The organism is Paeniglutamicibacter sp. NPDC091659 (assembly GCF_044756805.1).
In the GTDB taxonomy this organism is placed as follows: domain Bacteria; phylum Actinomycetota; class Actinomycetes; order Actinomycetales; family Micrococcaceae; genus Paeniglutamicibacter.
On the sequence record NZ_JBIVTO010000002.1, the window covers coordinates 543,757 to 565,984 of the forward strand.

Annotated in this window: 19 protein-coding genes; 9 read left to right on the plus strand and 10 right to left on the minus strand. The window is 64.8% G+C overall.

Annotation, left to right across the window (positions count from 1 at the left end; translation table 11 throughout):
• Positions 1-151: 151 nt before the first annotated feature.
• On the minus strand, positions 152-1,222 hold the full coding sequence (locus ACIQLF_RS07580; protein WP_400296409.1) for a 2,3-butanediol dehydrogenase: 1,071 nt from the start codon (positions 1,220-1,222) through the stop codon (positions 152-154).
• A 395-nt stretch (positions 1,223-1,617) separates the two neighbouring features.
• Between ACIQLF_RS07580 and ACIQLF_RS07585 the strand changes: the two genes are divergently transcribed.
• Positions 1,618-1,875, plus strand: coding sequence for a hypothetical protein (locus tag ACIQLF_RS07585; protein ID WP_400296327.1), 258 nt, complete (start codon positions 1,618-1,620; stop codon positions 1,873-1,875).
• Between the two features lie 172 nt (positions 1,876-2,047).
• On the opposite strand, the gene ACIQLF_RS07590 is transcribed toward ACIQLF_RS07585, so the two are convergent.
• On the minus strand, positions 2,048-2,686 hold the full coding sequence (locus tag ACIQLF_RS07590) for a hypothetical protein (protein WP_400296329.1): 639 nt from the start codon (positions 2,684-2,686) through the stop codon (positions 2,048-2,050).
• Positions 2,687-2,832: 146 nt separating this feature from the next.
• Between ACIQLF_RS07590 and ACIQLF_RS07595 the strand changes: the two genes are divergently transcribed.
• Positions 2,833-3,888, plus strand: a complete 1,056-nt coding sequence (locus ACIQLF_RS07595) for an acyltransferase family protein (protein WP_400296332.1) — start codon at positions 2,833-2,835, stop codon at positions 3,886-3,888.
• A 538-nt stretch (positions 3,889-4,426) separates the two neighbouring features.
• On the opposite strand, the gene ACIQLF_RS07600 is transcribed toward ACIQLF_RS07595, so the two are convergent.
• The 3 genes from ACIQLF_RS07600 to ACIQLF_RS07610 form a co-directional block, all read right to left on the minus strand.
• Positions 4,427-6,151 (minus strand): fibronectin type III domain-containing protein, encoded by a 1,725-nt coding sequence (locus ACIQLF_RS07600; RefSeq protein ID WP_400296335.1) that lies wholly within the window; start codon positions 6,149-6,151, stop codon positions 4,427-4,429.
• A 496-nt stretch (positions 6,152-6,647) separates the two neighbouring features.
• Complete coding sequence (locus ACIQLF_RS07605) at positions 6,648-7,481, minus strand: SDR family oxidoreductase (RefSeq protein WP_400296338.1); 834 nt, start codon at positions 7,479-7,481, stop codon at positions 6,648-6,650.
• Entirely contained in the window at positions 7,478-9,154 is a 1,677-nt protein-coding gene (locus ACIQLF_RS07610) for an FAD-binding oxidoreductase (RefSeq protein ID WP_400296340.1), read from the minus strand. The genes ACIQLF_RS07605 and ACIQLF_RS07610 overlap by 4 nt, the downstream gene beginning before the upstream one ends.
• Positions 9,155-9,171: 17 nt before the next feature.
• Here ACIQLF_RS07610 and ACIQLF_RS07615 point away from each other — a divergent pair, with 17 nt between their 5' ends.
• From ACIQLF_RS07615 to ACIQLF_RS07630, 4 genes are all read left to right on the plus strand, one after another.
• The gene (locus tag ACIQLF_RS07615) at positions 9,172-9,762 is read left to right on the plus strand and encodes a TetR/AcrR family transcriptional regulator (RefSeq protein ID WP_400296343.1); all 591 of its coding nucleotides are present in this window, start codon (positions 9,172-9,174) and stop codon (positions 9,760-9,762) included.
• On the plus strand, positions 9,759-11,399 hold the full coding sequence (locus tag ACIQLF_RS07620) for an FAD-dependent oxidoreductase (RefSeq protein WP_400296345.1): 1,641 nt from the start codon (positions 9,759-9,761) through the stop codon (positions 11,397-11,399). The genes ACIQLF_RS07615 and ACIQLF_RS07620 overlap by 4 nt, the downstream gene beginning before the upstream one ends.
• Positions 11,396-12,391 (plus strand): diacylglycerol/lipid kinase family protein, encoded by a 996-nt coding sequence (locus ACIQLF_RS07625; protein ID WP_400296348.1) that lies wholly within the window; start codon positions 11,396-11,398, stop codon positions 12,389-12,391. The genes ACIQLF_RS07620 and ACIQLF_RS07625 overlap by 4 nt, the downstream gene beginning before the upstream one ends.
• A gap of 241 nt (positions 12,392-12,632) precedes the next feature.
• Positions 12,633-14,132, plus strand: a complete 1,500-nt coding sequence (locus ACIQLF_RS07630) for a DUF4389 domain-containing protein (RefSeq protein ID WP_400296351.1) — start codon at positions 12,633-12,635, stop codon at positions 14,130-14,132.
• A gap of 352 nt (positions 14,133-14,484) precedes the next feature.
• On the opposite strand, the gene ACIQLF_RS07635 is transcribed toward ACIQLF_RS07630, so the two are convergent.
• Both ACIQLF_RS07635 and ACIQLF_RS07640 read right to left on the minus strand, forming a co-directional pair.
• Positions 14,485-15,351 (minus strand): VOC family protein, encoded by an 867-nt coding sequence (locus ACIQLF_RS07635; protein WP_400296353.1) that lies wholly within the window; start codon positions 15,349-15,351, stop codon positions 14,485-14,487.
• A gap of 92 nt (positions 15,352-15,443) precedes the next feature.
• A complete protein-coding gene (locus tag ACIQLF_RS07640) occupies positions 15,444-16,958 on the minus strand; it encodes a PucR family transcriptional regulator (protein WP_400296355.1) in 1,515 nt (504 codons plus the stop codon).
• Positions 16,959-17,138: 180 nt separating this feature from the next.
• Between ACIQLF_RS07640 and ACIQLF_RS07645 the strand changes: the two genes are divergently transcribed.
• Together ACIQLF_RS07645 and speB are read left to right on the plus strand one after the other, a co-directional pair.
• Positions 17,139-18,542 carry an MFS transporter gene (locus tag ACIQLF_RS07645; protein WP_400296357.1) on the plus strand — a complete coding sequence of 468 codons (1,404 nt, stop codon included), beginning with the start codon at positions 17,139-17,141 and terminating at the stop codon, positions 18,540-18,542.
• Positions 18,539-19,537, plus strand: coding sequence for an agmatinase (speB, locus tag ACIQLF_RS07650; RefSeq protein ID WP_400296359.1), 999 nt, complete (start codon positions 18,539-18,541; stop codon positions 19,535-19,537). The genes ACIQLF_RS07645 and speB overlap by 4 nt, the downstream gene beginning before the upstream one ends.
• Positions 19,538-19,625: 88 nt before the next feature.
• On the opposite strand, the gene ACIQLF_RS07655 is transcribed toward speB, so the two are convergent.
• Positions 19,626-19,946, minus strand: coding sequence for a GYD domain-containing protein (locus tag ACIQLF_RS07655; RefSeq protein ID WP_400296361.1), 321 nt, complete (start codon positions 19,944-19,946; stop codon positions 19,626-19,628).
• Positions 19,947-20,445: 499 nt separating this feature from the next.
• On the opposite strand from ACIQLF_RS07655, the gene ACIQLF_RS07660 reads away from it, so the two are divergent.
• Positions 20,446-20,868: a YkvA family protein gene (locus ACIQLF_RS07660; protein ID WP_400296364.1), complete on the plus strand. Its 423-nt coding sequence runs from the start codon at positions 20,446-20,448 to the stop codon at positions 20,866-20,868.
• 258 nt (positions 20,869-21,126) lie between these two features.
• Here the strand turns inward: ACIQLF_RS07660 and ACIQLF_RS07665 are convergent, their stop codons facing one another.
• Entirely contained in the window at positions 21,127-21,390 is a 264-nt protein-coding gene (locus ACIQLF_RS07665; protein ID WP_400296367.1) for a hypothetical protein, read from the minus strand.
• A 130-nt stretch (positions 21,391-21,520) separates the two neighbouring features.
• Entirely contained in the window at positions 21,521-22,048 is a 528-nt protein-coding gene (locus tag ACIQLF_RS07670; protein WP_400296370.1) for an ABC transporter permease, read from the minus strand.
• Positions 22,049-22,228: the final 180 nt, after the last annotated feature.

Genomic DNA, 22,228 nt, shown 5'->3' on the forward strand with positions numbered 1-22,228 from the left:
CGCCAGCATGCGTTGCACGAAGCGGACGGTGACTCCGGCCTGGTCCTGCCTCCGCGCCGTTCCAGGCCAAGCTGCCCCTTGTGGGTGTCATTGGGTGGATACGCCGATTCCGCCCCCCTTGCCTGCGCGGTCACCCCTCGGAATCACTCGTCTAAAGGCCCCTTCCGCTGGGCGAGACGATGATCTTCACGGCTGTCTCGTTGTGGTTGATCAGCGTGTCGAAGCCCTTGGCGATCAGGTCGTCGAGCGCGATGCGCCCGGTGATGAACGGCTTGAGGTTGATCTTTCCGCTTCCCACCAGCTCGATGACTTCGGCGTGGTCCCGCACGTAGGCGATGGTGCCGCGAAGGTCGATCTCCTTGAGCACGATTTTCTGCATGTCCACCGTGGCCGGCCTGCCCCAGATGGAGACGTTCACCAGCACCCCGGTCGGCTTGAGCGCATCAAGCAGGGTGTCCAGCACGACGTTGACCCCGGCGCATTCAAAGGCGACGTCGGCGCCCAGGCCCCCGGTGATTTCCAGGACGCGCGCCTTCACGTCCTCCTTGCCGGGATCCAGCACATGGTCTGCCACGCCGCTCTCCCAGGCCATGTCCTTGCGGGCCGTCGACAGCTCGCTCACGATGGTTGTCACCCCCATGCCCTTGAGCACTGCGGCGGTAAGCAGACCGATCGGGCCCGCCCCGCCCACGAGCGCGACCTGTCCGGCAACCACACCGCTGCGCACCACCGCGTGGTGGCCGACGGACAACGGCTCGATCAACGCCGCCTCGTCCAACGGGATGTCGCCGATCGGGTGCACCCAGCGTTTGTCGACAACGACCTTCTCGCCCAGCCCGCCGCCACCACCGGCCAGGCCGATGAAACCCATTTTCTCGCACAGGTGGTACCTCCCTGACTTGCATTGCGGGCAGACGCCGCAGGTGAAGTACGGCTCCACCACGACGTTCTGGCCCACGGCAAGGTCCATGACGCCCTCGCCCAGCGCGGTGATGGTCCCGGAGAATTCGTGCCCCAGCGTCACGGGTGGTTCCTCGTGCGACAGCGGGTGCGGATGCCCCGGTGCCGGGATGAAGATGGGACCCTCGAGGTACTCGTGCAGGTCCGTTCCGCAGATGCCGCACCAGGCCACGTCGATGGCGACGGCTCCGGCGCGCAGAACGGGTTCGGGGATCTCTTCGATGCGGATGTCTTTTTGAGCGTGGAAACGTGCTGCCTTCACGGCCTGGCCTTTCGTAGACATCGGGCACGGGGATTTTCCGTACCCGGCAGGGTCCGTGGTGGCACGGTTTTCAGACAGCGCCGCAGACCCGTTCGTTTCCGACGCTATCGCTGGTTGCCGGGGTTTGCTAGACATCGGTCGGCACGGGACCATGCAAACGGCAAAACAAGCCCAAGGGTTCTCGTCCGCAGCCTGGAGGATCTGCCGCTCAAGAATGGCCTACCCATACCCGCCACCGCCGGCCGCCCATCCTCTCTCGCGCGGATCACCGACCTCGTCGAGCAGCTCGTCTCCACACGCACAACCGTCACCTCCACCAAATCACAAGCTCGCCAAGCCACCATATTGGTAATCACGCTCCCAAAGGCGATGAAACGAAGGCGAGGAGAAGCAGCATGAGCACACATCGAGGAATCAGCCGATACCGCTTCGCATCGACAGGAATCATCACCATCGCCGAAGCACTGGCCCTCGTCGCCCTCGTGTGCGCTTTCCTGCCATACGCGATCCTTGCCAAACACTTCGAATGGTCCTGGGGCATGTCCTTCACTTCCCGCATCAGGGCATTCACCTATAGGCGCATGTGCCGTATCGAAGCCCGCGTCCGAGTCCTCGGCCTCCACCTGCACCACCACAAGATTCACATTGCATGAGCACGGTAACCACCCAGATCCTCGAGGACACCATCCGAGAACATATCGCCGACGAATAACCCGGCGCTCTGGTCTCCGCATGGATCGTCGTCGTTGTCGCCGTCGAACCAGGCGCTGACCACGGCGACATGCTGCACGTCTCAGTGACCTACCCGCGCACCACACCACGGGTCTATTGACCCACAAGGTCAACAAGATCGAGCCCGGAGCGGTGGCCGATGTCGACCAACAAAGGCTTCAAAGGCATCGCCAACGTCTTATCCGCCCAGCAGAGCGACCTCGATGCACTCAAAGAACACACCGAAAACCCAGACCTCACCTGGCAGCAGATCACCACCGCCTCGGCGCCGATGCCGAAGATGGTGATGTTGTTGCCGTCCGCGTCGGTCAGCCAGTCGGGCTGTGCAAACTGGACGGTGCCGTAGATGAACACCGCCAGCAGCATCACTCCTCCGGCCAGCGGGAAGAGTCCGCACATGATGAAGTGGCGCTCGCTGCCCGTCAGCGTCTTGCGGTAGCACCAGACACAGGCGAAGCCGGTCAGCCCGTAGTAGAACGCAATCATGAGCCCCAGCGACCCGATCAACGCGCTCAGCAGGTTCTCGCTGATCAAGGTGAAAATCGGGTAGAAGCCGGCGGACACCAGCCCCATGGCCACCGTGGCCCAGGTCGGCGTCAGGAACCTTGGGTGGATCCGCGCGAACTGCTCGGGGATCGCCTTGTGCGCGGCCATCGACAGGACCGTGCGCGCCGCCGCGGGAAGGATCGTTGTCTGGGTCGAGGCGGAGGTGAGGATGGCGGCGGCCAGCATTCCGGCGCATTCAGTATGTTCGGGGCCGATTAGTCATTCGAGCATGGTTGTCTTTCGTGATGTATGAATAGCGCCAGTCGCGGATTACGGCTGCCTCAGGGAGTAGCGCTTCTGGGAGTTAGGGGTCGTGCTGGTAGCCTGTCTCGGTGCCAGAACTAACTAGCAGAGTCCGCGATCACCGTCTCGACGCCGCGAAGGGTGTCTTGATTTGTCTCGTGGTGTTCGGCCATCTGCTTGAGCAGACGAGCTTTTGGGATGCCGGATCGATCAGGTTGCCGCTGACGGCGATCTATCTGTTCCATATGCCGGCGTTTGTGTTCCTCGCCGGGGTTACGGCGAAGACGTCACGGATGGTGGAGCGCGCGGGATCTTCACTGGTTCTTCTACTGGCGTTCCAAGGCCTGTACTTCGGATTCGACCTACTGATCGAAAGCCCGCAGAAGTTCACTTACTTTCCGTTCTGGACCCTCTGGTTCCTGCTTTCCATGGTCTATTGGCAACTGCTGCTACCGGTGATCCTGAAATTGCGTGGAGTCGCCATGGCCGGGTCCGTTGTCCTGGCGTTAGGGGCTGGTTTCGCCGATGGCGTGATCGGCAATGACTGGGCCGTGTCGCGGGCTTTGGTGTTCCTGCCGTGCTACGCAGCCGGAGCACTCTACGGCCACAAGTTCCTCGCCCTGGCCAGCCGGACTTCGACCGGGCTAAAAGCTGGTCTTGTGGTGGCCTCCGGTGCGGTTGCATGGGTTATCTTCAGCTTGGATATGAAGCCCGGCTGGTTTTTTGGCAACCGCAGCTACGCGGGGTTGGGAGATGATGCCCCGGACGGGGTGTTCGTCCGAGCCGGGCTGTTGGCTGTTGCGGCGCTGATGACGTTTACTCTGCTGTGTTTGATACCAAACCGCGTGGGAACAGCCACCGCGGTTGGTCGATCGAGTCTGGCTGTGTACCTGTTCCACGGCTTTGTAGTCATGGCGGTCACTCCTCTGATGCCACTCGTGTGGGAGAACGCGGGCCGATGGGGAGCACTGGCTTTGTGCGCTTTGTTTACCGTGGTTATCGTTGCTGCGTTCAGTCGACCAGTATTCGACAAGGCATTGCGGGTCACCAGCCAGACCATAGTCCGGCTAGTGACCGCGCCGCTTGCCGACCGGCCGAAATCCTCGAGAGAGACCCCCGAAAAGATGCAGGTTGAACCCGAGTAGCATCCACACCAGCGCCCCGGTTCTCAGCCCCCTTGCTGGCTACGTTCTGCATCGTATTCGGCTTGGATGCTGACATGGACGTGTCCCTGATGAATCGGCCATAGCAGGAGGCGGCGCTGGGTGCGCTGGTGCGATCGTTCTCGGAGAGCGATCTAACGAACGAAGCCTGTTCCCGGGATCCATCCGCTTCCTATTGGTAGACGAAAACGACGAAATATGGAGGCTGGCTGTCCGCAGTAGGTTGGCAGTGAGAGGAGTGGAAAGCCTCAACGACGCAATAATGGCGAGCACATCGAAACATCCAGGATTCCATCTCACAGGCTCGTTGGACGGATATTGCGTTGCCCTAGCCAGTGGTCTGGACTACTGCCACCTCGGCGTCCACTGAATGCAACAGGTGCACCCAATTCATTCACGCTGTCGTTGGCCCACGGATACACGATTGGCCGCACCCATCGTTCTGGTGCCTACTCCGCCGGATAACCACCTGGTTTTCACCACTGACCATCAACACTGGATGCGGCGAAACCACACGGTTCTATTTCGTAAAGGTCAGCTCCGCTTTGATCGGATGGTGGTCAGATGGGACGGTGCCTCGGAACTTGCCTGTCAAAGGATCGACATCCGCTACGAGTTCCCATTTCTTCACGGCAACACTGCCACTCGTGAAAATGTAGTCGATTTTGGTTCCATAGGTCTTTGCGGGATAGGCACTGTATCCGTGGCTGCTGTTGAAGTTCGCTTTCACCTTGGGAACATCTGCCGCCTCGGTATCAAAGTACCCAGCCGATTCCAGCTTTGAGACTGCAAAATTGTCCCGGTGGGAGTTCAAGTCACCCATGATGACAACTGGCATTGGATCGGCGGCCAGCCTGGACTTCAACTGCGTGAGCAGGCTTTCCATTTGCTCGGCCCGGCGATTGTCATGGGTCGACCTGTCGTTGATCCCTTGCGAATAGAGGTGTGTATTGACAGCCAGGAAGCGCTTTTGGACGGTGCCTTTGGTTTCGAAGACCTGCCACGTTGCAGCGTAGCCGCTGTCCCGGTTACTCGGATTTGGCAGGATGAACTTCCCGCCCTGCCCAAGTGGCTTCAACGTGGACGTCTTGTAGAAGATATGGTTGCCATCCAGCTGATATTCGTCTTCCCAGCACTTATCTCCTCCGCACTCTCCATAGTTGTACAAGCCGTCGGTCCCCGACTTCGCCCTCTCGTAGCCCACCTTGACCAAGCGCTTCCGCAAGTCTTCCCACTGCGGATCTCCAATGCTCTGCACGTAGTCCCTCGTGGCATACGCCTCTTGGGCGCCCAACAGGTCGATCTGTTGGTTTTGTACCGTCGCCACCACAGCGCCCCGACGACTGGACCAGAGCTGCGAAGCTGGTGCTGTTGCGTCCGCGCTGGCTGTTCGTACGTTGAAACTCATGGCGTTGATGTCCACCGAGGGGTGGCCGACCGTCGCCGACACGGCCGTGGAGTACGCACTCTTGGCAATGTTCTGGTCGAGGCCGTTCAGGGATCTAACCCGGAAATAGTACTTTGTATCCGGCTTGAGGCTATTGATCTTGATCGCGTTGCGGCTTGTTGTAGTTTTGTACGTCTTGGCATTGGCGGTGAACGTTGAGTTAGTAGCAACGGACAACTCATAGGTCCGGGCGTTTTGGGCCCTGGTCCACTGAGCGGTGGCGCCAAGAGCCGATACGGCCGTGACTTTCAGACCTTCGGGTTTGGCGGTGGCCACATTTCCTTCGACTCGTGGCGCCTGGCGGACATTTGCCTTGTTCGCCTTGTTGAATGCGTAGACGCGATAGTAATAGGATTTCCCGCCCGCGAGACCAGTGTCGATGATCTTGGTGCTGCTGGTAGTGAATTTTTTGACTCCGGAAGCGAAGGACTTATCCGCGGAACGCCAAACTGCAAAACGAGTTGCATTGCTTGGACGAGTCCATGAAAGCTCGATGGAACTGGCAGATTTTGGTGTTGCCTTGATCTTGGAGAAAGTCCCGGGCCAGAAGCAATCCAAGGTCACTTTTTGGGCTTTCGAGTATGAACTCTTGGATTTGCTTCCGTTATTGGCAAGGACCTTGTAGTAGTAGGTCGTGCAATTTCGCAGCTTGATTGGTTTGTATTTGGTTGACCGCGTACCGAATGTCTTGACGCCTTTCTTGAACGCCGCATCTGCCGCAATCTTCACCGTGTAGCTTGTCGCACCCTTCGAGGCATTCCAGGAAAAGGTGAAGCTCTCGTACTTCGTTTCTGTCACTTTAACTTTGCTTGGTACCGGCGGCTTGGCAACGGCACTGTTTGCGACTGACCCCCCGTGGACCAAAGTGGCTCCAACCAAAGCAAGACATGCGAGTGTCGCGGAGATCTGGCGAATCAAGGGATACCTAACGTCGAAGCGAAGTGGGTGCTAAGCCATAAAATCACAGAAGTGAAGGAGATCGGTGGTCAACAACCTTCTTCAATCAATATCGACTACATGGTTGTCTGCGTAAGTAGGGTGCCGGCTAATTTATCTCGTTACGAGCGCACTCATAACATTGGCGAGCAACTGGTGCCACCGCCGGTGCACCAGTTGCACACAATCCAGCAGAAGCTAGCGGCATTTGTCGTGTGCACACGTGTACGGTGACCGCCCGTTCGCAGTTAACGCCATCTTCGAGTGCCGTGGCAGCGAAGGCTTGTGAGAAGCCAACCACGAATCCACAGGCAGGACAAGGAGCAGCCCTGGGGATGGCAAGCAGCTGGGATTGAACCTATTTGCGGCCCGTGAAATGCTCCATCGACTTGTAGACGCCGAACACGCGCCCGGCAACCAGGTCCCAGGCCGCCAGCGGCAGCACCCCGCGCAACGCGGTGCTCAGCTTCACCGTCCACGGCATCATGAGCATGGGCGTCCCCTCCTTCATGGCCCGCCAGACGCGCCGGGTCACGGCCTCGGGTTCCAGCAGCGGGGTCAGCAGCGGCCCGCGGGCCCCCTCGAACATGCCGGTCTTGATGTAGGACGGGCAGAAGGTCGTCACGGCGACGTGCTTGTGGCCGGCCTGGATGAGTTCGAGCCGCAACGAATCGCTCCAGCCGACGACCGCCCACTTGGAGGAGGAGTAGATGCTCATCCTTGGGTTGGCCAGCAGACCGGCGGCGGAGGCGACGTTCACGATCCGGCTGGTGCGCCCGCGTTCGATCATGGCGGGCAGAAACTCGCGGGTGATGTGCATCAGTGCCAGGGTGTTGATGTTCATGGTTGCGGCGATGTCGGAGCGCTGGTCGTGCTCCCAGAAGTACTTGCCGCGCACGATTCCCGCGTTGTTGATCAGGATGTCGGGAGAGCCGGCCTTGGCCCTGGTCTGCTCGGCGGCGCGCTCGATGTCCTCGAGCCTGCTGACGTCCACCACGTGGGTGTGGATTTCGGAGCCCTTGCCCTCCAGCTCGCGGGCCGTCTCTTCCAATAGATCGGCGTTCACGTCCCAGAGGATGACGCGGCTCGCGCGGTCCTCCACGGCGAGGCGGGCGTACATCTTGCCCATGCCCATGGCGGCGCCGGTGATCAGGATGGTGGAGCCGGCCAATGAATCGATGGTCTTGCTCATGCTTGTTCCTCCGTTGCTGCAGGGATGAGTTTTCCGGGGTTCATGATGCCGCGGGGATCCAGGGTGTCCTTGATGCCGCGAAGCACCTTGATGCCGAGTTCGCCGATTTCGGCGCCCAGGTACGGCGAGTGTTCGCTGCCCACCGCGTGGTGGTGGGTGATGGTTGCCCCGGCCGCGACGATGGCCCGGGACGCGGCGTCCTTGATCCTCGCGTTTTGCGCCAGTCCGTCCCGTTCCAGCCCTCCCAGGAACGTGTAGTAGAGCGAGGCGCCGTCCGGGTACACGTGGGAAATGTGCGTCTGGACGTACCCGGCGCCGCCGCCTTCCTCAATCGCATCGAGGATGGCGGAGCGGACGGCCGCGTAGGTCTTGTCGAGCTCGCTCCACGTTGCCGCGGTTTCCAGCGTTTCGACGTAGACGCCGCGGGTGAGCAGTTCGTCGCGCAGGTAGGGGGCGCTGAAGCGGCCGTGTTCCCAGGCGGTGGCGGGCATCGGCCCCAGCGGCACGCCGCCGGAACGGCGCATGATGCGTGCGCTGCGGCGCTTGCGGGCCCTGGTCTCGCCGGCGTCGCCCTCCCAGACAAAGAGGGAAAGCGCGGGGGTGCGCTGTCCGCGCAGGCGCAGGTAGCGCGCGAGCAGGCCCGTTTTCCAGCCGCCGAGCTTGAAGGTCGCCGCGGTCTCGTCGGTGTCGCTGAGCCGGCATACGTGGGGCATGTCGCCGCGGACGCCGTCCTGCTCCAGCCGGCGCATGGCTTGGGTCCCGGCCTCGAAGGACGGGAACGACCATGCCCCGTAGGACTTGTGCTTGGGCATCGGAGAGATCTTCAGCGTGGCGGAGGTGATGACCCCGAGGGTGCCCTCGCTTCCCACGACGACGTCGAGCAGCTTCGGGCCGGCGGCGCTGCCCGGTGCGGAGGAGCCGAGCTCAACGGGCCCGACGGGGGTTTCCAGGCGGACCGACTTGACCAGGTCTTCGGGCCGGCCGTAGCCGGTGGAGGCCTGGCCGGCGGAGCGGGTCGCCACGTAGCCGCCGAGGGTCGCCTCCTGGTGGCTCTGCGGGAAGTGGCCGAGCGTGAAGCCGTGGGCCTGCAGCGCGGCCTCGATCGCGGGGCCCCGCATGCCCGCCTCAAGCGTGGCGGTGCGGGAGACCGGGTCGAGGTGCAGCAGCTTGTCCATGCGGCGCATGTCCAGGGTGATCACCCCGGCGAAGCGACCGCGGACCGGGTCGACGCCGCCGACCACCGAGGTGCCGCCGCCGAAGGCCACGACGGCGATCCCGCGCCGGACGCACAGCGCCAGGATCTCCCGGACTTCCGCGGCGCGTCCGGGGAAGACCACCGCGTCGGGGGCGGCCAGGGCGTCGCCGGCGCGCAGGCGCATCAGGTCGGGGGTGCTTTTCCCGCCCGAGTGCAAGATGCGTTCGGCGGCCTCCGTGGAGACGTGTTCGGCTCCGCTGATGGCCCGGAGCTCGGCCAAGGCCTCGTCGCCGAGATGGCTATCCCCCACACGGACTGCGGAGAAGTCCACCGGCGGGTTGACCGGCTCCACCCCGGAGAGCTTCAGGGTGTTGCGCAGGTAGTCGAGGGCGCCGGCGCCCAATTGCTTCGCCCGGGCCGGGTCGCCCCAGCCGTACCAAACCGAGCGGGGAATTTCCTCTGTAATGTGCGTCACCATGGGATACAGTGTGACACATGCCGTCACAACGTACCATCATGCAAAGCGACGAAAAGTTGCTCACCGCCACCCGGGACTCGGTGATCCTCCACGGCGTGCGACGGACCACCGCCAATGACATCGCCGAGCGCGCGGGCGTTTCCCGCATGACGTTCTACCGGCGCATGGGCTCGGTCGAGAACGCGGTGCTGCAGACCCTCACCCGAGAGTTCCGTTCCCACGCGGCCACCCTGCGGACAGGCACCCCCGAGGGGACCGGGCGCGAGCAGCTGGTCCACTTCGCCGTCGAAAGCGTGAAGGTGTTCGCCACCTCGCCGCTGCTGGCGTCCATCGGCGAGCGCGACCCGGAGTTCCTGATCCCCTACGTGACGGACAGGTTCGGCTCCAGCCAGCAATTGATCCTCGAGCAGATCGGCTCGCTGATCGAGCTCGGCGCCGCCGACGGGAGCATCGAGGCGGGGGCCGGCACGGCGACCACGCTGCTGCTGGCGCTGCAGGGCGTGTCCCTGTCCTCGAAGGTCCTGCTGAAGCTCGGCACCTTCGACGAGTCCCTGGCCGAGCTGCGGAAAATGCTTGATCGGTACCTCACCCCCGGGAGCGCGGCATGACGAAGCCGCACCCCGACACCACAAGCACTCGCACAGCAAGCACGGACAAGACCTGGATCAACGACGCAACACGTTCGCGCGCGCTGGGGCACGTGGCCGCAAACACCGTCGACGTGGCGGTGGTGGGCGGCGGCATCACCGGGGCCGGGGTTGCCCTGGACGCGGTGAGCCGCGGGTTGAGCGTGGCGCTCATTGAAAGCAACGACTTCGGCTCCGGCACCAGCGGCTACAGCTCCAAGCTGGTCCACGGCGGGCTGCGCTACCTGACCAAGGCCGACTTCCCGGTCGCCTGGGAGTCCGCGGTGGAGCGCCGCTGGCTCATGCAGAGCATCGCCCCGCACCTGGTGCACCCGCTGGGCTTCATCATCCCGGACGCCAAGGACTCCCCCGCCCACGAGGCCATGGTCGCCGGGGCCGGCGTGGTGCTTTACGACCTTCTACGCCGCGCCTCGGGGCTGCGCAGCACCACGCTTCCGCGCCCGCAACTGCTGACCAGCCAGGCGGTCTCCGCCATGGTCCCGGCGCTGGAGGCCAAGAGCCTGCGCCGCGGGCTGCTCTACTGGGACGGCCAGGTGTTCGACGACGCCCGGCTGGTGCTCGGCGTGCTGCGGACCGCCGCCGGGCTCGGCGCGCACGTGATGCGCGACGTGAAGGCGACGGCCCTGGGCGCCACCTCCGTCACGGCGACCGACACCCGCACCGGCGAGCCCGTGGAGATCACGGCGCGGGCCGTGGTGAACGCCACCGGCGTCTGGGCCGCCGGCTTCGACGACACCCTCGAGCTGACCCCCAGCCGCGGGACCCACCTGGTGGTGCGCTCCGCTCGACTGGGCAACCCCCATGCCGCGCACACCGTCCAGGTCCCGGGGCATTTCGGCAGGTACGTGATCGTGCTGCCGCAGCCCACGGGTCTCGTCTACATCGGCCTGACCGACGAGGAAGACCGCCAGGCCGACGGCCACCGCCCCGCCGTGCCGGAACACGACATCGACTTCCTGCTGGGCGTCGTCAACACCGCGCTGGCCGTGCCGCTGACCCGCGCGGACGTGGTGGGCATCTTCGCCGGGCTGCGCCCGCTGGTGCGGGACAAACACGTGGGCGGCAGGGAAGGCACCGCCGACATCTCCCGGCGGCACCTGGTCACCGACACCCCGGGGCAGCCGATCACCGTGGTGGGCGGCAAGCTCACCACCTACCGGAGGATGGCCCAGGACGCCGTGGACGCGGTGGCCGCCCGGCTTGGCTCCGCGGAACAAAGCCGCACGCGAAGCCTGCCGCTGGTGGGCGCGGCGCGCCGGAAGGTCCTGAAGGGAATCGACGCGCCCGCACGGCTCGTCCGGAAGTACGGGACGGAAGCGCAGGCCGTGCATCGCCTCGCGTTGGAGGACCCGCTGATGGCGGAGCCGATCTTCGAGGGCACCGAGATCACGGGCGCCGAGCTGCTGTTCGCGGTGCGCGCGGAGGGCGCCTCGAGCATCGACGACCTGCTGGACCGGCGCACCCGACTGGCCCTGGTGCCGGAGGACGCGGCCAGGGCCCGCGAGCGGGCCGGACTCATCCTGGCGATCGGCCTCGACGGGCGCAGCGAGGGAACCGCGGACAGCAAGGGAACGCGCAGTGAAGGAACGGCGCCATGAGCGGCTTCGCCGGCGGACCGGTACTGCTCCTGGTCAATCCGACGGCGGGGCGCGGCCGCGGGCTGCGCCTGCTGCCGCGGGCCCTCGGGGCGCTGGAAGATGCCGGGTTCACCGTGCAGGTTTCGGTCACCGACAGCCTTGAACAGGCCACCGAACGGGCCCGCACCGCGCCCAGGGGCTCGCTGGTGGCGGTCCTCGGCGGGGACGGCTTCCTGGGGGCCGCCGCGGCCGGTGCCGCGGATTCCGGGGCGGTCCTCCTGCCGCTGGCCGGCGGCCGGGGAAACGACACCATCAGGCGACTGGGGCTGGACCTCGACCCCGCCAAGACCATCGGGGGCATCAACGGCCTTGCGGTGCGCGCGCTGGACCTGGGCCTCGTCAACGGGCGCGCCTACCTCGGCGTGGCAAACGTCGGGTTCGACGGGCTTGCCAACGAGTACGGCAACAGCGCCCGGATGAACCTCGGCCCGTTCACCTACCTCTACGGAGGGCTCAAGGCCCTGGTGCTCTGGCGGAACGTGAGGTTCACGCTCACCGTGGACGGGCGGTCCTCGATCTTCCCGGGCTGGTTCATCGCCGTGGGAAACGTCGGCCAGTACGGCGGCGGGCTGCGCATCTGCCCGGAGGCGAAGGCGGACGACGGCCTGCTGGACGTCGTCTCGCTGGGGCGCGCCACGGCCCTCGGCGTTGCGTTGACGTTCCTGCGTTCCTACCGGGGCAGCCACCTCGGGCAGGCCAACATCGGTTTCACGCGCGGCAGCAACCTGACGATCAGCGCCAACAAGCCGCTGAACATCTACGCCGACGGTGAGATGGCCGGCCCGCTTCCGGCAACGATCCGCCTCGGACCGCGTGCGGTCGGCGTGCTTGCCCCCGCGGACTCGCCCGCGTTCGGACGAACCGGCAAAATCGGTTTCACACCCGATCCCGTGGGCGGGAACGCGGCCATGGCGAAGGCCAAGGCGGGGATCGCCCGGCTGCGGGCCTTGTGAAGTGACCGCCGGCGGGAGGAAGATTGCGGCATCGGGCACCGGCGGTTCTGCCCCCGGTGTTTTTCGGGCCCGATCCCTGCCACGTGGCAAGCCTGGGCCGCAGCCCGGGGCCAAGGACCCGCGCAGCCGGGCCGAAGCCCATCTCGGCAGCGGGACTATCACCTCGGGGCGATGACCTTTGCCTCTGGTTGCGGGTAGAAGGTTCCGCAAGAGTGGCAAACAACGAATGGGGTGTGATGACATGACGGTCAATCCAACGACCGAGGGCGGGACGCCCGGCCCGGGCGCTGCCCGCAACACAGCCGTGGGCGCAGTCATCGCCCTGGTGCTGGGCCTCCTGCTCGCGCTGGTTGGCATCGGAGCGATCATCGGCGGCGCCGCCTCGGCCGCGGTCCTGTCCAAACAAGGACCGGACGGCTATCTCAGTACCCCGACGCGTGGATTCTCCGCCACGTCCTACGCACTGACCTCTCCCCCCGCCCGGATCGGCACCGACACGATTCCCCACAACCTGGGCAGCCTGCGGCTCTCGGCCGAGTCCACGGCACCCGGCGGCCAGGTCTTCATCGGCGTTGGCCCCAAGAGCGATGTCGACAGGTACCTCGCCGGCGTCCACACCACCGAGGTCGCCGGCGTGGAAAGCTCGCCATTCCGGGTCCAGTACCGGGACGTGCCGGGAACCGCAGTTCCCTCCCCTCCGGACGGTCAGGGCTTCTGGGCAGCCTCCGCGTCCGGGCCCGGCACCCAGCAGGTGACCGTTGACCTGCGCAGCGGCGACTGGGTCGTCGTGATCATGAATGCCGACGCATCCGCCGGGATCACGGCCAACATGCAGGCCGCGGTCCGCTCCGATCTTTTCGGGGCGTTCTCCCCCGTGCTGTGGATCGTGGGAATCATCGCCCTGGCCATTGGCGCCGGATTGGTAGCACTCGGCGCCGTCGTCCTCGGCAGGGGGACGCGCGGCCAATCGGTCTCGGGCCCGGCCACGGGGAAGGAATACCCCGCGCGGCTTTCCGGCCATCTCGATCCCCCGCTGTCCCGCTGGCTGTGGCTGGTCAAGTGGCTATTGGCCGTGCCCCATTTCATCATCCTGTTTTTCCTGTGGTTCGCCGTCCTCATCACCACGATCGTTTCCGGCTTCGCCGTCCTGTTCACGGGCCGCTACCCGCGCCCGCTGTTCAACTTCGCGGTCGGCGTCCTGCGCTGGAGCTGGCGGGTGTCGTTCTACACCTATTCGGCCTTGGGCACGGACAAGTACCCGCCGTTCACCCTTGCCGCCACCGACTACCCCGCCGACTTCGAGGTCGACTACCCCGAAAAGCTCTCCCGGGGGCTGGTCCTGGTCAAATGGTGGCTGCTGGCCATCCCCCACCTGCTCATCGTCTCCATCTTCACCGGCAGCGTCTGGGCATCATCGAACGGCAACGACACCGCGCCATCGGGGGGCGGCAGCTGGCCAGAGGACTACGGGAACGCTGCCGGATTCTCGCTGTTGGGCATCCTGGTGCTCATCGCGGCCATCATGCTCCTGTTCACCGGCCGGTACCAGCGTCCGCTCTTCGACCTGGTCATGGGAATCAACCGCTGGGTATACCGCGTCCTGACCTACACGCTGCTCCTGCGGGACGAATACCCGCCCTTCCGGCTGGACCAGGGACCTGACGATCAGGCCTGGGCAGATGTTCCCACGGGACTGGCATCTCCCCCGCCGAACGGTGCCCCGCCGCCGCCGATGGAGTAGCGGTTCCAGTGCAGCCCCGTTCCGGCGCCGCATGCGCTTCCCTGTTGCCTTGGGCCTGGCTCGCATTTCCAACCCCGCGGAGGCAGGCATTGCCGCATCGAGTCCCGTGATTGGATGCCGGCGCATATGGCCGGACGGCCCGGTCAAAGCAACCCGTGCAATGGGTCATGGCCCCGGAGCGGCTTCTGTCCACGTTGCCGGCGGGCACCCGGAAACGGCGAATGCGGCCCCGGCCTTCCGGAGCCGCATTCGCCGTCACTCATGACGGGTGCAAGGTTCGATCGATGGCGACTCCACCCGGGTGCCTAATGGCAATCGGGGGTTCCGGCGCACATGTCAACGTAGCGTAGTCTCAGCCGACGGCGACGCGCAGCTGGTTGCGCCACGGATCCTCGAAGCGCAGTTCGGCGCCCGTGTGGTGGCTGGCGACACCGGCAACCTTGAGCCGGTCGGCGAGCGCGCCCACCTCGTCGGCGTTCGGGACGGTGATCAGCACCTCGCCCAGGCCCAGGGTGTCCTTGCGCGGGCCGGCGCCGCGGGAGTTCCACACGTTCATGGCCATGTGGTGGTGGTAGCCGCCGGCCGAGACGAACAGTGCCTGGCCGTGGAAGCTGGTGGTCTTGGCAAAGCCGAGGGTGTCGACGTAGAACTTTTCGGCCATCGGCACGTCGCCCACCTGCAGGTGCACGTGGCCGATTCCCGCGCGGGTCGTGCGCAATTCGCTGACAGCCTGCTCGCTCAGGTGCTTGTTCAGGTAGTCGTTCGGGTCCAGGTGGATGGTGTCCATGGCGATGGTGTCGCCGGTCCACTTCCAGGTGTCGCGCGGGCGGTCGAAGTACAGCTCGATGCCGTTGCCCTCGGGGTCGTTGAAGTAGAAGGCCTCGGAGACCAAGTGGTCGGAGCTGCCGGTGAACAGCGAGCCGTCGAACTGGGCGGCGGAGAGCACCGTGGCGGCCAGGTCGGCCTGGGTGTCGAAGAGCAGTGCGGTGTGGAAGAGGCCGGCCTCGCCGCGGCCGGGCAGGTTCAGGCCTTTCCCCTCGGAGAGGTGGACGAGTTCCAGGCCCTGGCGGCCCAGTCCCACTCCCTGCGCGGATTCGGAGACAACTTCAAGGCCAAGCGCCTTCTGGTAGTAGCCGCTCATGTTCTTCATGTCGCCGACCTTGAGCATCACGGTGCCCATTGCGAGGTCTGCGGAGAGCTGGTCTTGGGTGGTGCTCATGGCTGGCGATCCATTCTGCGTGGAGGTGGAATTGTTCTTGCTCCAAGTATCGCACAATTTGGTTGAAGCTACAACCATTAATTTCTTCGGACTCAGACGCCGCCCGCAAGACCTTCCACTTCCAGGGAATCCCGGGCCTGCACCGCCAGCCACAGCTGCGCCACCGAGGCCGTTTCGGCCAAGTCCAATCCCGTCAGTTCGGCGATCTTTCGAATCCTGTAGATGACGGTTTGCCGATGCGTAAAAAGCTCTGTCGCGGCCTTCTGCGCCGAACGCTGGTTCTTGAGATAGGAACCCAATGTCGCCATCAGTTCGGCACCATGGGTGCGGTCGTATTCCAGCAAGGGGCCAAGCAACCGATGGACCAGCGCCTCGCCTTCGCGGTACCCGTTGAGACCGAACCAGGAAGTCTCCGTCGAATACAGGGCATGACGCGACCCTCCGGCGCGCGCCATGCCAAGCGCCCACACGGACTCGCGCAATGCACGCTGGAGATCCGAGGCGCCCACGGACGTGCTCAGCCCCAGTGAAATATCGGCATCAATGACGTGCAGAAGCGACTCGACGGAAGTTTCCGCGGAAACGAGCAGGTGAAGCCTTTCCCCGCCGTCGACACAGACGCTATTGACCCCGTGGCGCCACAGCGCACGATGCACCTCGGGCAGGTTGAACCCCGGCCGCGAAGCCAGCGAAAGCACCCGAGCCCCTTCCTCGGGAAGCGAAAAGTCCGCGAGTCGCCGGGCGGCCTCGGCGGCCCCCATACGTCCACCGAAAGCCTGCAGCAAGAATTCGCCGCCGGTGCGATACCTGCCTTCCATGGCCAGCGCCGAGCGGGACAGCCCCAGGCCAAGCACCGTGGCAGCGTGCAAAAGCACCACACCATCCGGAGTCGACTCGGATTCCGGCAACACCACCAGCATCGCGTGTCCGTGCGTGGGAATGTCCATGAGCAGCACCGACCGCCCGCCGTCCTGGCTCCAGTGGAAATGCCGGGATCCGACCTCGGACTTTTCACTGGCCTCTGCCACCTGCCGGATAGCCTCTTTCGGCAGCCCCCGGTCCCCGGGTTGCCAGGGATGCAGGCACCTGCGGTCAACCACAAACAGCCGCGCGGAGAGTTCCCCGCCAATGCCGGCCAATAGTTCGCTCCACGTTTCACCCGGAGTCGTAGCCTTGCGCAGAAGGTCATAGATCCTCGCGGTTTGCTTGACCCTTCGGGATTCTTCCAGGAGCGCAGCCTCGGCAATGGACCTGGATATCGCAATGAACGGCAGGGGGTACGGAACATTGATCAGGGGCAGCGGCAGCGAGTCGCAGGCCTCGAGGAATTCATCAGTGAACGCCGGGGCATGCATTTTTTCGCCGACGGCAAGGCCACTGGCACCCGAGGTGACCAGCGCTCGGGCCATCTCGACCTGGCTCGAGGCATCGGCCGGGATCGAAAGCCCGTTGGTCATCAGCAGGACCCCGCCGGAGATCCATTCCCAGAGATTGGGAAGGTCGGAGGTGTGCGACCAGGTGATGGAATTGTCCAGCCCGGCCTCGCCCGCCAGGATCCCCAGGCCCAGGTGCGGCTCCGCGAGGAGCTCCTTCACGGTCATCGACATTCTGCACACCTTCACAATCGGATCCAAAGCACACCCATTGAATCCCGGCGTTCATACAAATGTCTAGAGCGGTGTTTCAATTGTTGACACCGGTTGATTGATCGAGTGACCCCCGTCACTAAGTATTGAGATACAAACTTCCCGCCCAGCACCTGGGCACTTAGAGAAAGAAGGGTCGCAATGAGCTCCTCCGTTCATCTCATTGATGACGCGCCGCTGACCCGATTCCACAAGAAGCTGACCACCTTTTCCTCCGGTGGACCGTTCATCGACGGCTACGCGTTGTCCATCATCGGAATCGCCCTCATCACGATGACCCCGGCGCTGGACCTGGGGCCCTCGGAAATCGGCATGGTCGGCGCGGCCAGCCTGGTTGGCATCTTCTTCGGCGGTGGCGTCTTTGGCTGGGTGACCGACAAGGTCGGCCGCCACACCATGTACATCCTGGACCTGATCGCCCTGGCCGCCTTCTCCATCCTCAGCGCATTCTCCACCGACATCAGGCAACTGGTGCTCTGGCGCTTCCTGCTGGGTGTTGCCATCGGCGCCGACTACCCCATCGCCACCTCGCTGCTTGCCGAGTTCCTGCCCAAGAAGCATCGCGGCCGGCTGCTTGGGGCGACGTTCGTGGTCTGGGCCATCGGCGCCGCCGCGGCCTTTGCGGTGGGCTACGCCCTGCGCGATGCCGGCCCCGACGCGTGGCGCTACATGCTCGCCAGCCCCGCGATCTTTGCCATCATCACCCTGCTCTTCCGGCTCGGGACCCCCGAGTCCCCGCGGTGGCTGCTCTCCCGCGGCCGGGTCGACGAGGCCCGTGCCGTCATCAAGAAGGTCTACGGCGAGAAGTACGACATCGAGTCCCTGGGCGAAGCAACCGAACCCGGCAGCAAGCAGGCCAGGTTCACGGACATCTTCAACCGGAAATTCTGGCGGCGCACGCTGTTCGTCTCGATCTTCTGGACCGCGCAGGTCATCCCGCTCTTTGCGGTGTACACCTTCGCACCGGACCTGCTGGCGTCATTCGGCATGGACGGGGACGCAAACCTCTACGGCGGCTCGCTGCTGATTTCGCTGATCTTCGTCGTCGGCGGCATCCCCGGACTGTGGCTGGTCGAACGCATCGGCCGGCGCAAGCTCCTGCTCTGGTCCTTCGGCATCATCGTGGTCGCCCTGGCGGCCCCGGCCTTCATCCCCAACGTCGCACCCCAGACGCTCTTCACCGCACTGGCCATCTTCGCACTGGCCTCCGGCGCCTCGAGCTTCCTCGAGGTCGTGTACCCCAATGAGCTCTTCCCCACGGAAATCCGTGCCACCGCCGTGGGATTCGGGACGGCCATCAGCCGCGTCGGGTCCGCCGCCAGCACCTACCTCATGCCCGTGGCGATCATTTCCTTCGGCGCCGCCGGAGCACTGTTGATCGGCGCCGGCATCTCCTTGGTCGGACTCATCGCCACCTTCCTGCTGGCGCCCGAAACCGCCAACCGCAGCCTCTCCGAGACCACCTCGCGTGACGGCCGCTCAGAGAACCCTGAACAAACCAGCATTGAACCACTCAACGTCGAACTAGAAGGAAAACTGTCATGAGCACCCACAAGCCCATCGGCCCGGTAGACGCAACCAAGGTACCCCGCTTCGCCGGCTTGGGAACCTTTGCCCGCCTTCCCCAGATCGACGCGGTCCCCGACTACGACATTGCCATCCTGGGCGTCCCCTTCGACGGAGGCACGTCCTTCCGCCCCGGCGCCCGCTTCGGCCCCTCCGCGGTCCGCGAGGCCTCGCGGCTGCTGCGCCCCGGCTACCATGTCGAACTCGACGTCATTCCGGTGGAAATGGCACAGGTCGTCGACGCCGGCGACGTGGCCTGCACCCCGTACAACATCGGCCGCGCCATCGAGCAGATCGAGGAACAGGCGCTCCCGCTCCTGGCCAAGGACAAGCGCGTGATCGCCATCGGCGGCGACCACACCATCGCCCTTCCCATACTGCGGGCCGTCAACAAGGTCCACGGTCCGGTGGCACTGCTCCACTTCGACGCCCACTTGGACACCTGGGACACCTACTTCGACGAGCCGGTCACCCACGGAACGATGTTCCGCCGGGCCTTCGAGGAGGGCCTGCTCATCGAGGACAAGTCCATGCACGTGGGCATCCGCGGGCCGGTCTACGACAAGGACGACTTCCTGCGCGACCACGAGTTCGGCTTCCAGATCATCCGCAGCACCGACATCGACGAAATCGGCGTCGCCGCGGCAATCCAGAAGATCAGGGACCGCCTGGGCGACACCCCGGTGTACCTTTCGGTCGATATCGACGTCCTGGACCCGGCGTTCGCCCCGGGCACGGGAACCCCGGAAATGGGCGGGTTGCACTCCCGCGAATTGCTGCGGCTCATCCGCGGCCTGAACGGAATCAACATCGTGGGCGCCGATGTCGTCGAGGTCGCACCGGCCTACGACCACGCGGACATCACCTCGCTGGCCGCCGCAACCCTGGTCTTCGACATGATGGGCCTCATGGTCAACGGACCGCAGTCCTTCGCCGGGGCCGGCGAAGAGGAACTGGAAAGCGCCACGGTCTAGCGTCTCCCGCAAGGCAAGGGTGTGCCGCCGATCCCCCAACGGGATCGGCGGCACACCCTTTGCGTCGGGGTCGCCGGCGGCGGCCCGCTTATTGCCCCGGCGCCCGGTATGACGGCGTCTTCTTGGCCGCTTCGTCGATATCCTCCGGGGTCATGAGCGGCTTCAGGTGCAGGTTCACCGCGCCCGTCGAATTGACCATGAGGGACAGCGCCACGGCACCGGCCTGGTCCGGGATGTCAAAGACCCCCAGGACGTCGGTCTCCCCGAATGCGTAGTAGAAGCTTTCGAGCGAGCCCCCCACGGACTTGAGGGCTTCGTCGACGGCATCGCGGCGCTTGGTGCCGCCATCACGCATGAGCCCCTTGACGCCTTCGCCCACGTAGTTCGCTTCGAACAGATACTTGGTCATGGTCTTTCCTGTCCCGTGATGTCCGGGACGTGGGATCCTACGGTGCGCACGACGCTCACGGTGGGAAGGTCCCGGAGCCGTTCCCCGAAATGGGGCTTCAGGCACATGGTAGGCCTTCGGCTTTGCGCTTACAACGGTTCGTGGCTCGCCGGGATACGGGCTCTCCGAAATGGTCGGCAGCCCAAGCGGCAGGGCCATGCACGGCATACTGCCGGCGGCCCTGCCGCCCGAGGTCCGGGCGTCGGTTGGAAGGTGTTGAGCATGCTCGCCATGGCGCGGGGCAGGATCCGCACCGGGCAGGCAATGGGCATTCCGGTGCCGTACCGAAAGCAAAGGACATTGGCCGGAGCCTGCCTGGAAAGGTCCACTTTCATTTGGCTGCCCCTTGGCGACATGATTGCATGGCGGCGTGGCAACCATTTGCATCGACCGGTGATCATCCCATCGCCATCCGTGAACCACGCCGCCCATTCACAAGCAGCCCCGAAGGAGCCGCCGCATGAACGTGTGGGACACGCTGATCGCCGTCGTGGGCGGCGTGGTTCTGGTCTACGCCGCCCTGCTGGTCTTGCTTGCTCTTTACGCCCGCCGCCGCCCGGAGACTGCGGGCTTCAAGGAATCCCTGCGACTGCTGCCGGACCTGCTGATACTGCTGCGGCGGCTGGCCGCAGACCGGACCCTTCCGCGCGGAATCCGCGTCCGGCTTCTCCTGCTTTTCGTCTACCTCGTTTCACCCATTGACCTGGTCCCGGATTTCCTTCCGGTCATCGGGTACGCGGACGACGCCATCATCGTGGCATTGGTCCTGCGCTCGGTCGTCCGCAGGGCGGGCCACGCTCCGCTGGAGCGGCATTGGCCCGGAACTCCGGTCGGTCTGGCCCTTGTTCGGCGGCTGGCCGGCACGGCTCCGCCCCAATCATGAGTGGGTTCCGAATCGCCAGTGCCGTCGGCACTGGCGATTCGGAACCGAGGGTGCCTCGGATTCACAGCACTCGATTCCCGAGCACTGGATGGATCCGTCTGGTTCGGTCGGGAGTCCACGCCTCATGTGGTGGCATCCGGAAAACGGCCGATGATTCTCGCATGAGTGTCGGCGTGACGATGGCCGGGCTTGCCATCCTCAGAATTTCGGAAGCGACTCCCCACCCATGGCAGGTTTCACCCCTCCGGGAAATGAAAACTACGCCTCAACGAGAATCACCAAGGTTTCACCCAATACGCCGTCGTAGTCCATTGCCGCGGCCATGCCATCGGTTTTCATGGCTTCCATCAGGGCGTCCAGATCGGGGACGTCCATCAGCACAGCGACCTTCGTCGGGTTGCCGGGATCCACGAACGTCCGGATGTTGGTGATGCCAAGAGGTCCGAAAACCTCTTCGCGCTTCGGTGAAGCAAGCCAATGGTCCTTGTCCTTGACGTCGTGGTAACCGATCACGGTCGGCATGGCGGGTCCTCTCGACGGGGGCCGGCGGTCCGCAGGCCCACTATTCATCACGCTACTGGCCGCTCGGCACCCGTACAAGTCTTGGGCGGCCCCTTCCGCCCGGCTCGCTGAAACATGCACACCGGTCCCCTCAACCGGCGCTGATCTCCATGCGTTTCCACCATTGGCCGGTCACGGAGATGCCGATCAAGGAAACCGGGACGCAGAGGAAAAGTTGCAACGGGCTTACGGTGCCGGCGGCCGCAGTACCGCCCATGCCCATCCACAACCCCGGTGCCGCGTAAGGGAACCATGCCCCGGCACCGAAGGCCGTCACGACCTGGGTGATGACGACCAGCAACACGAGCCCTCCGATGCCCGGAAGGTACCCGCGTGCCATGCTCGCCACGACGGCGAGCGGACAAGCAAGCATAGCCGCGAGAACGCCCACGAACCACGCCTTGCCGACGGCGACCAGGGCCTCCTGGCCTGGCATACCCAGGCCGATGACGAGTCCGGCCACCAGCGAAACCACCATGCACGCCAGGCAAAGGGCCATCGACCACAGCAGGATCACCGCGAACTTCGCGTAGGCGATCCGCCGGAGGCCGACGGCCAGGGCAAACAGGCAGGCCTCCCGCCTTTCGGTGAACTCGCTCCCGAAGCACCAGCACACCACGAATCCGATGCCCAGCAGTGGCGCGGGGGGGGGGGGGGGGGGTTGTTTTTGTTTTTTTTTTTTTGGTTGGTGGGGGGGGGGGGGGGGTTGGGGGGGGGGGGGGGGGGGGTGTGGGGGGTAGTGTTGTTCCGTTAGGCGGGGTGCTGGTCGCGCCCCGCGCCCCGGCGGTGGGTGGGGGGG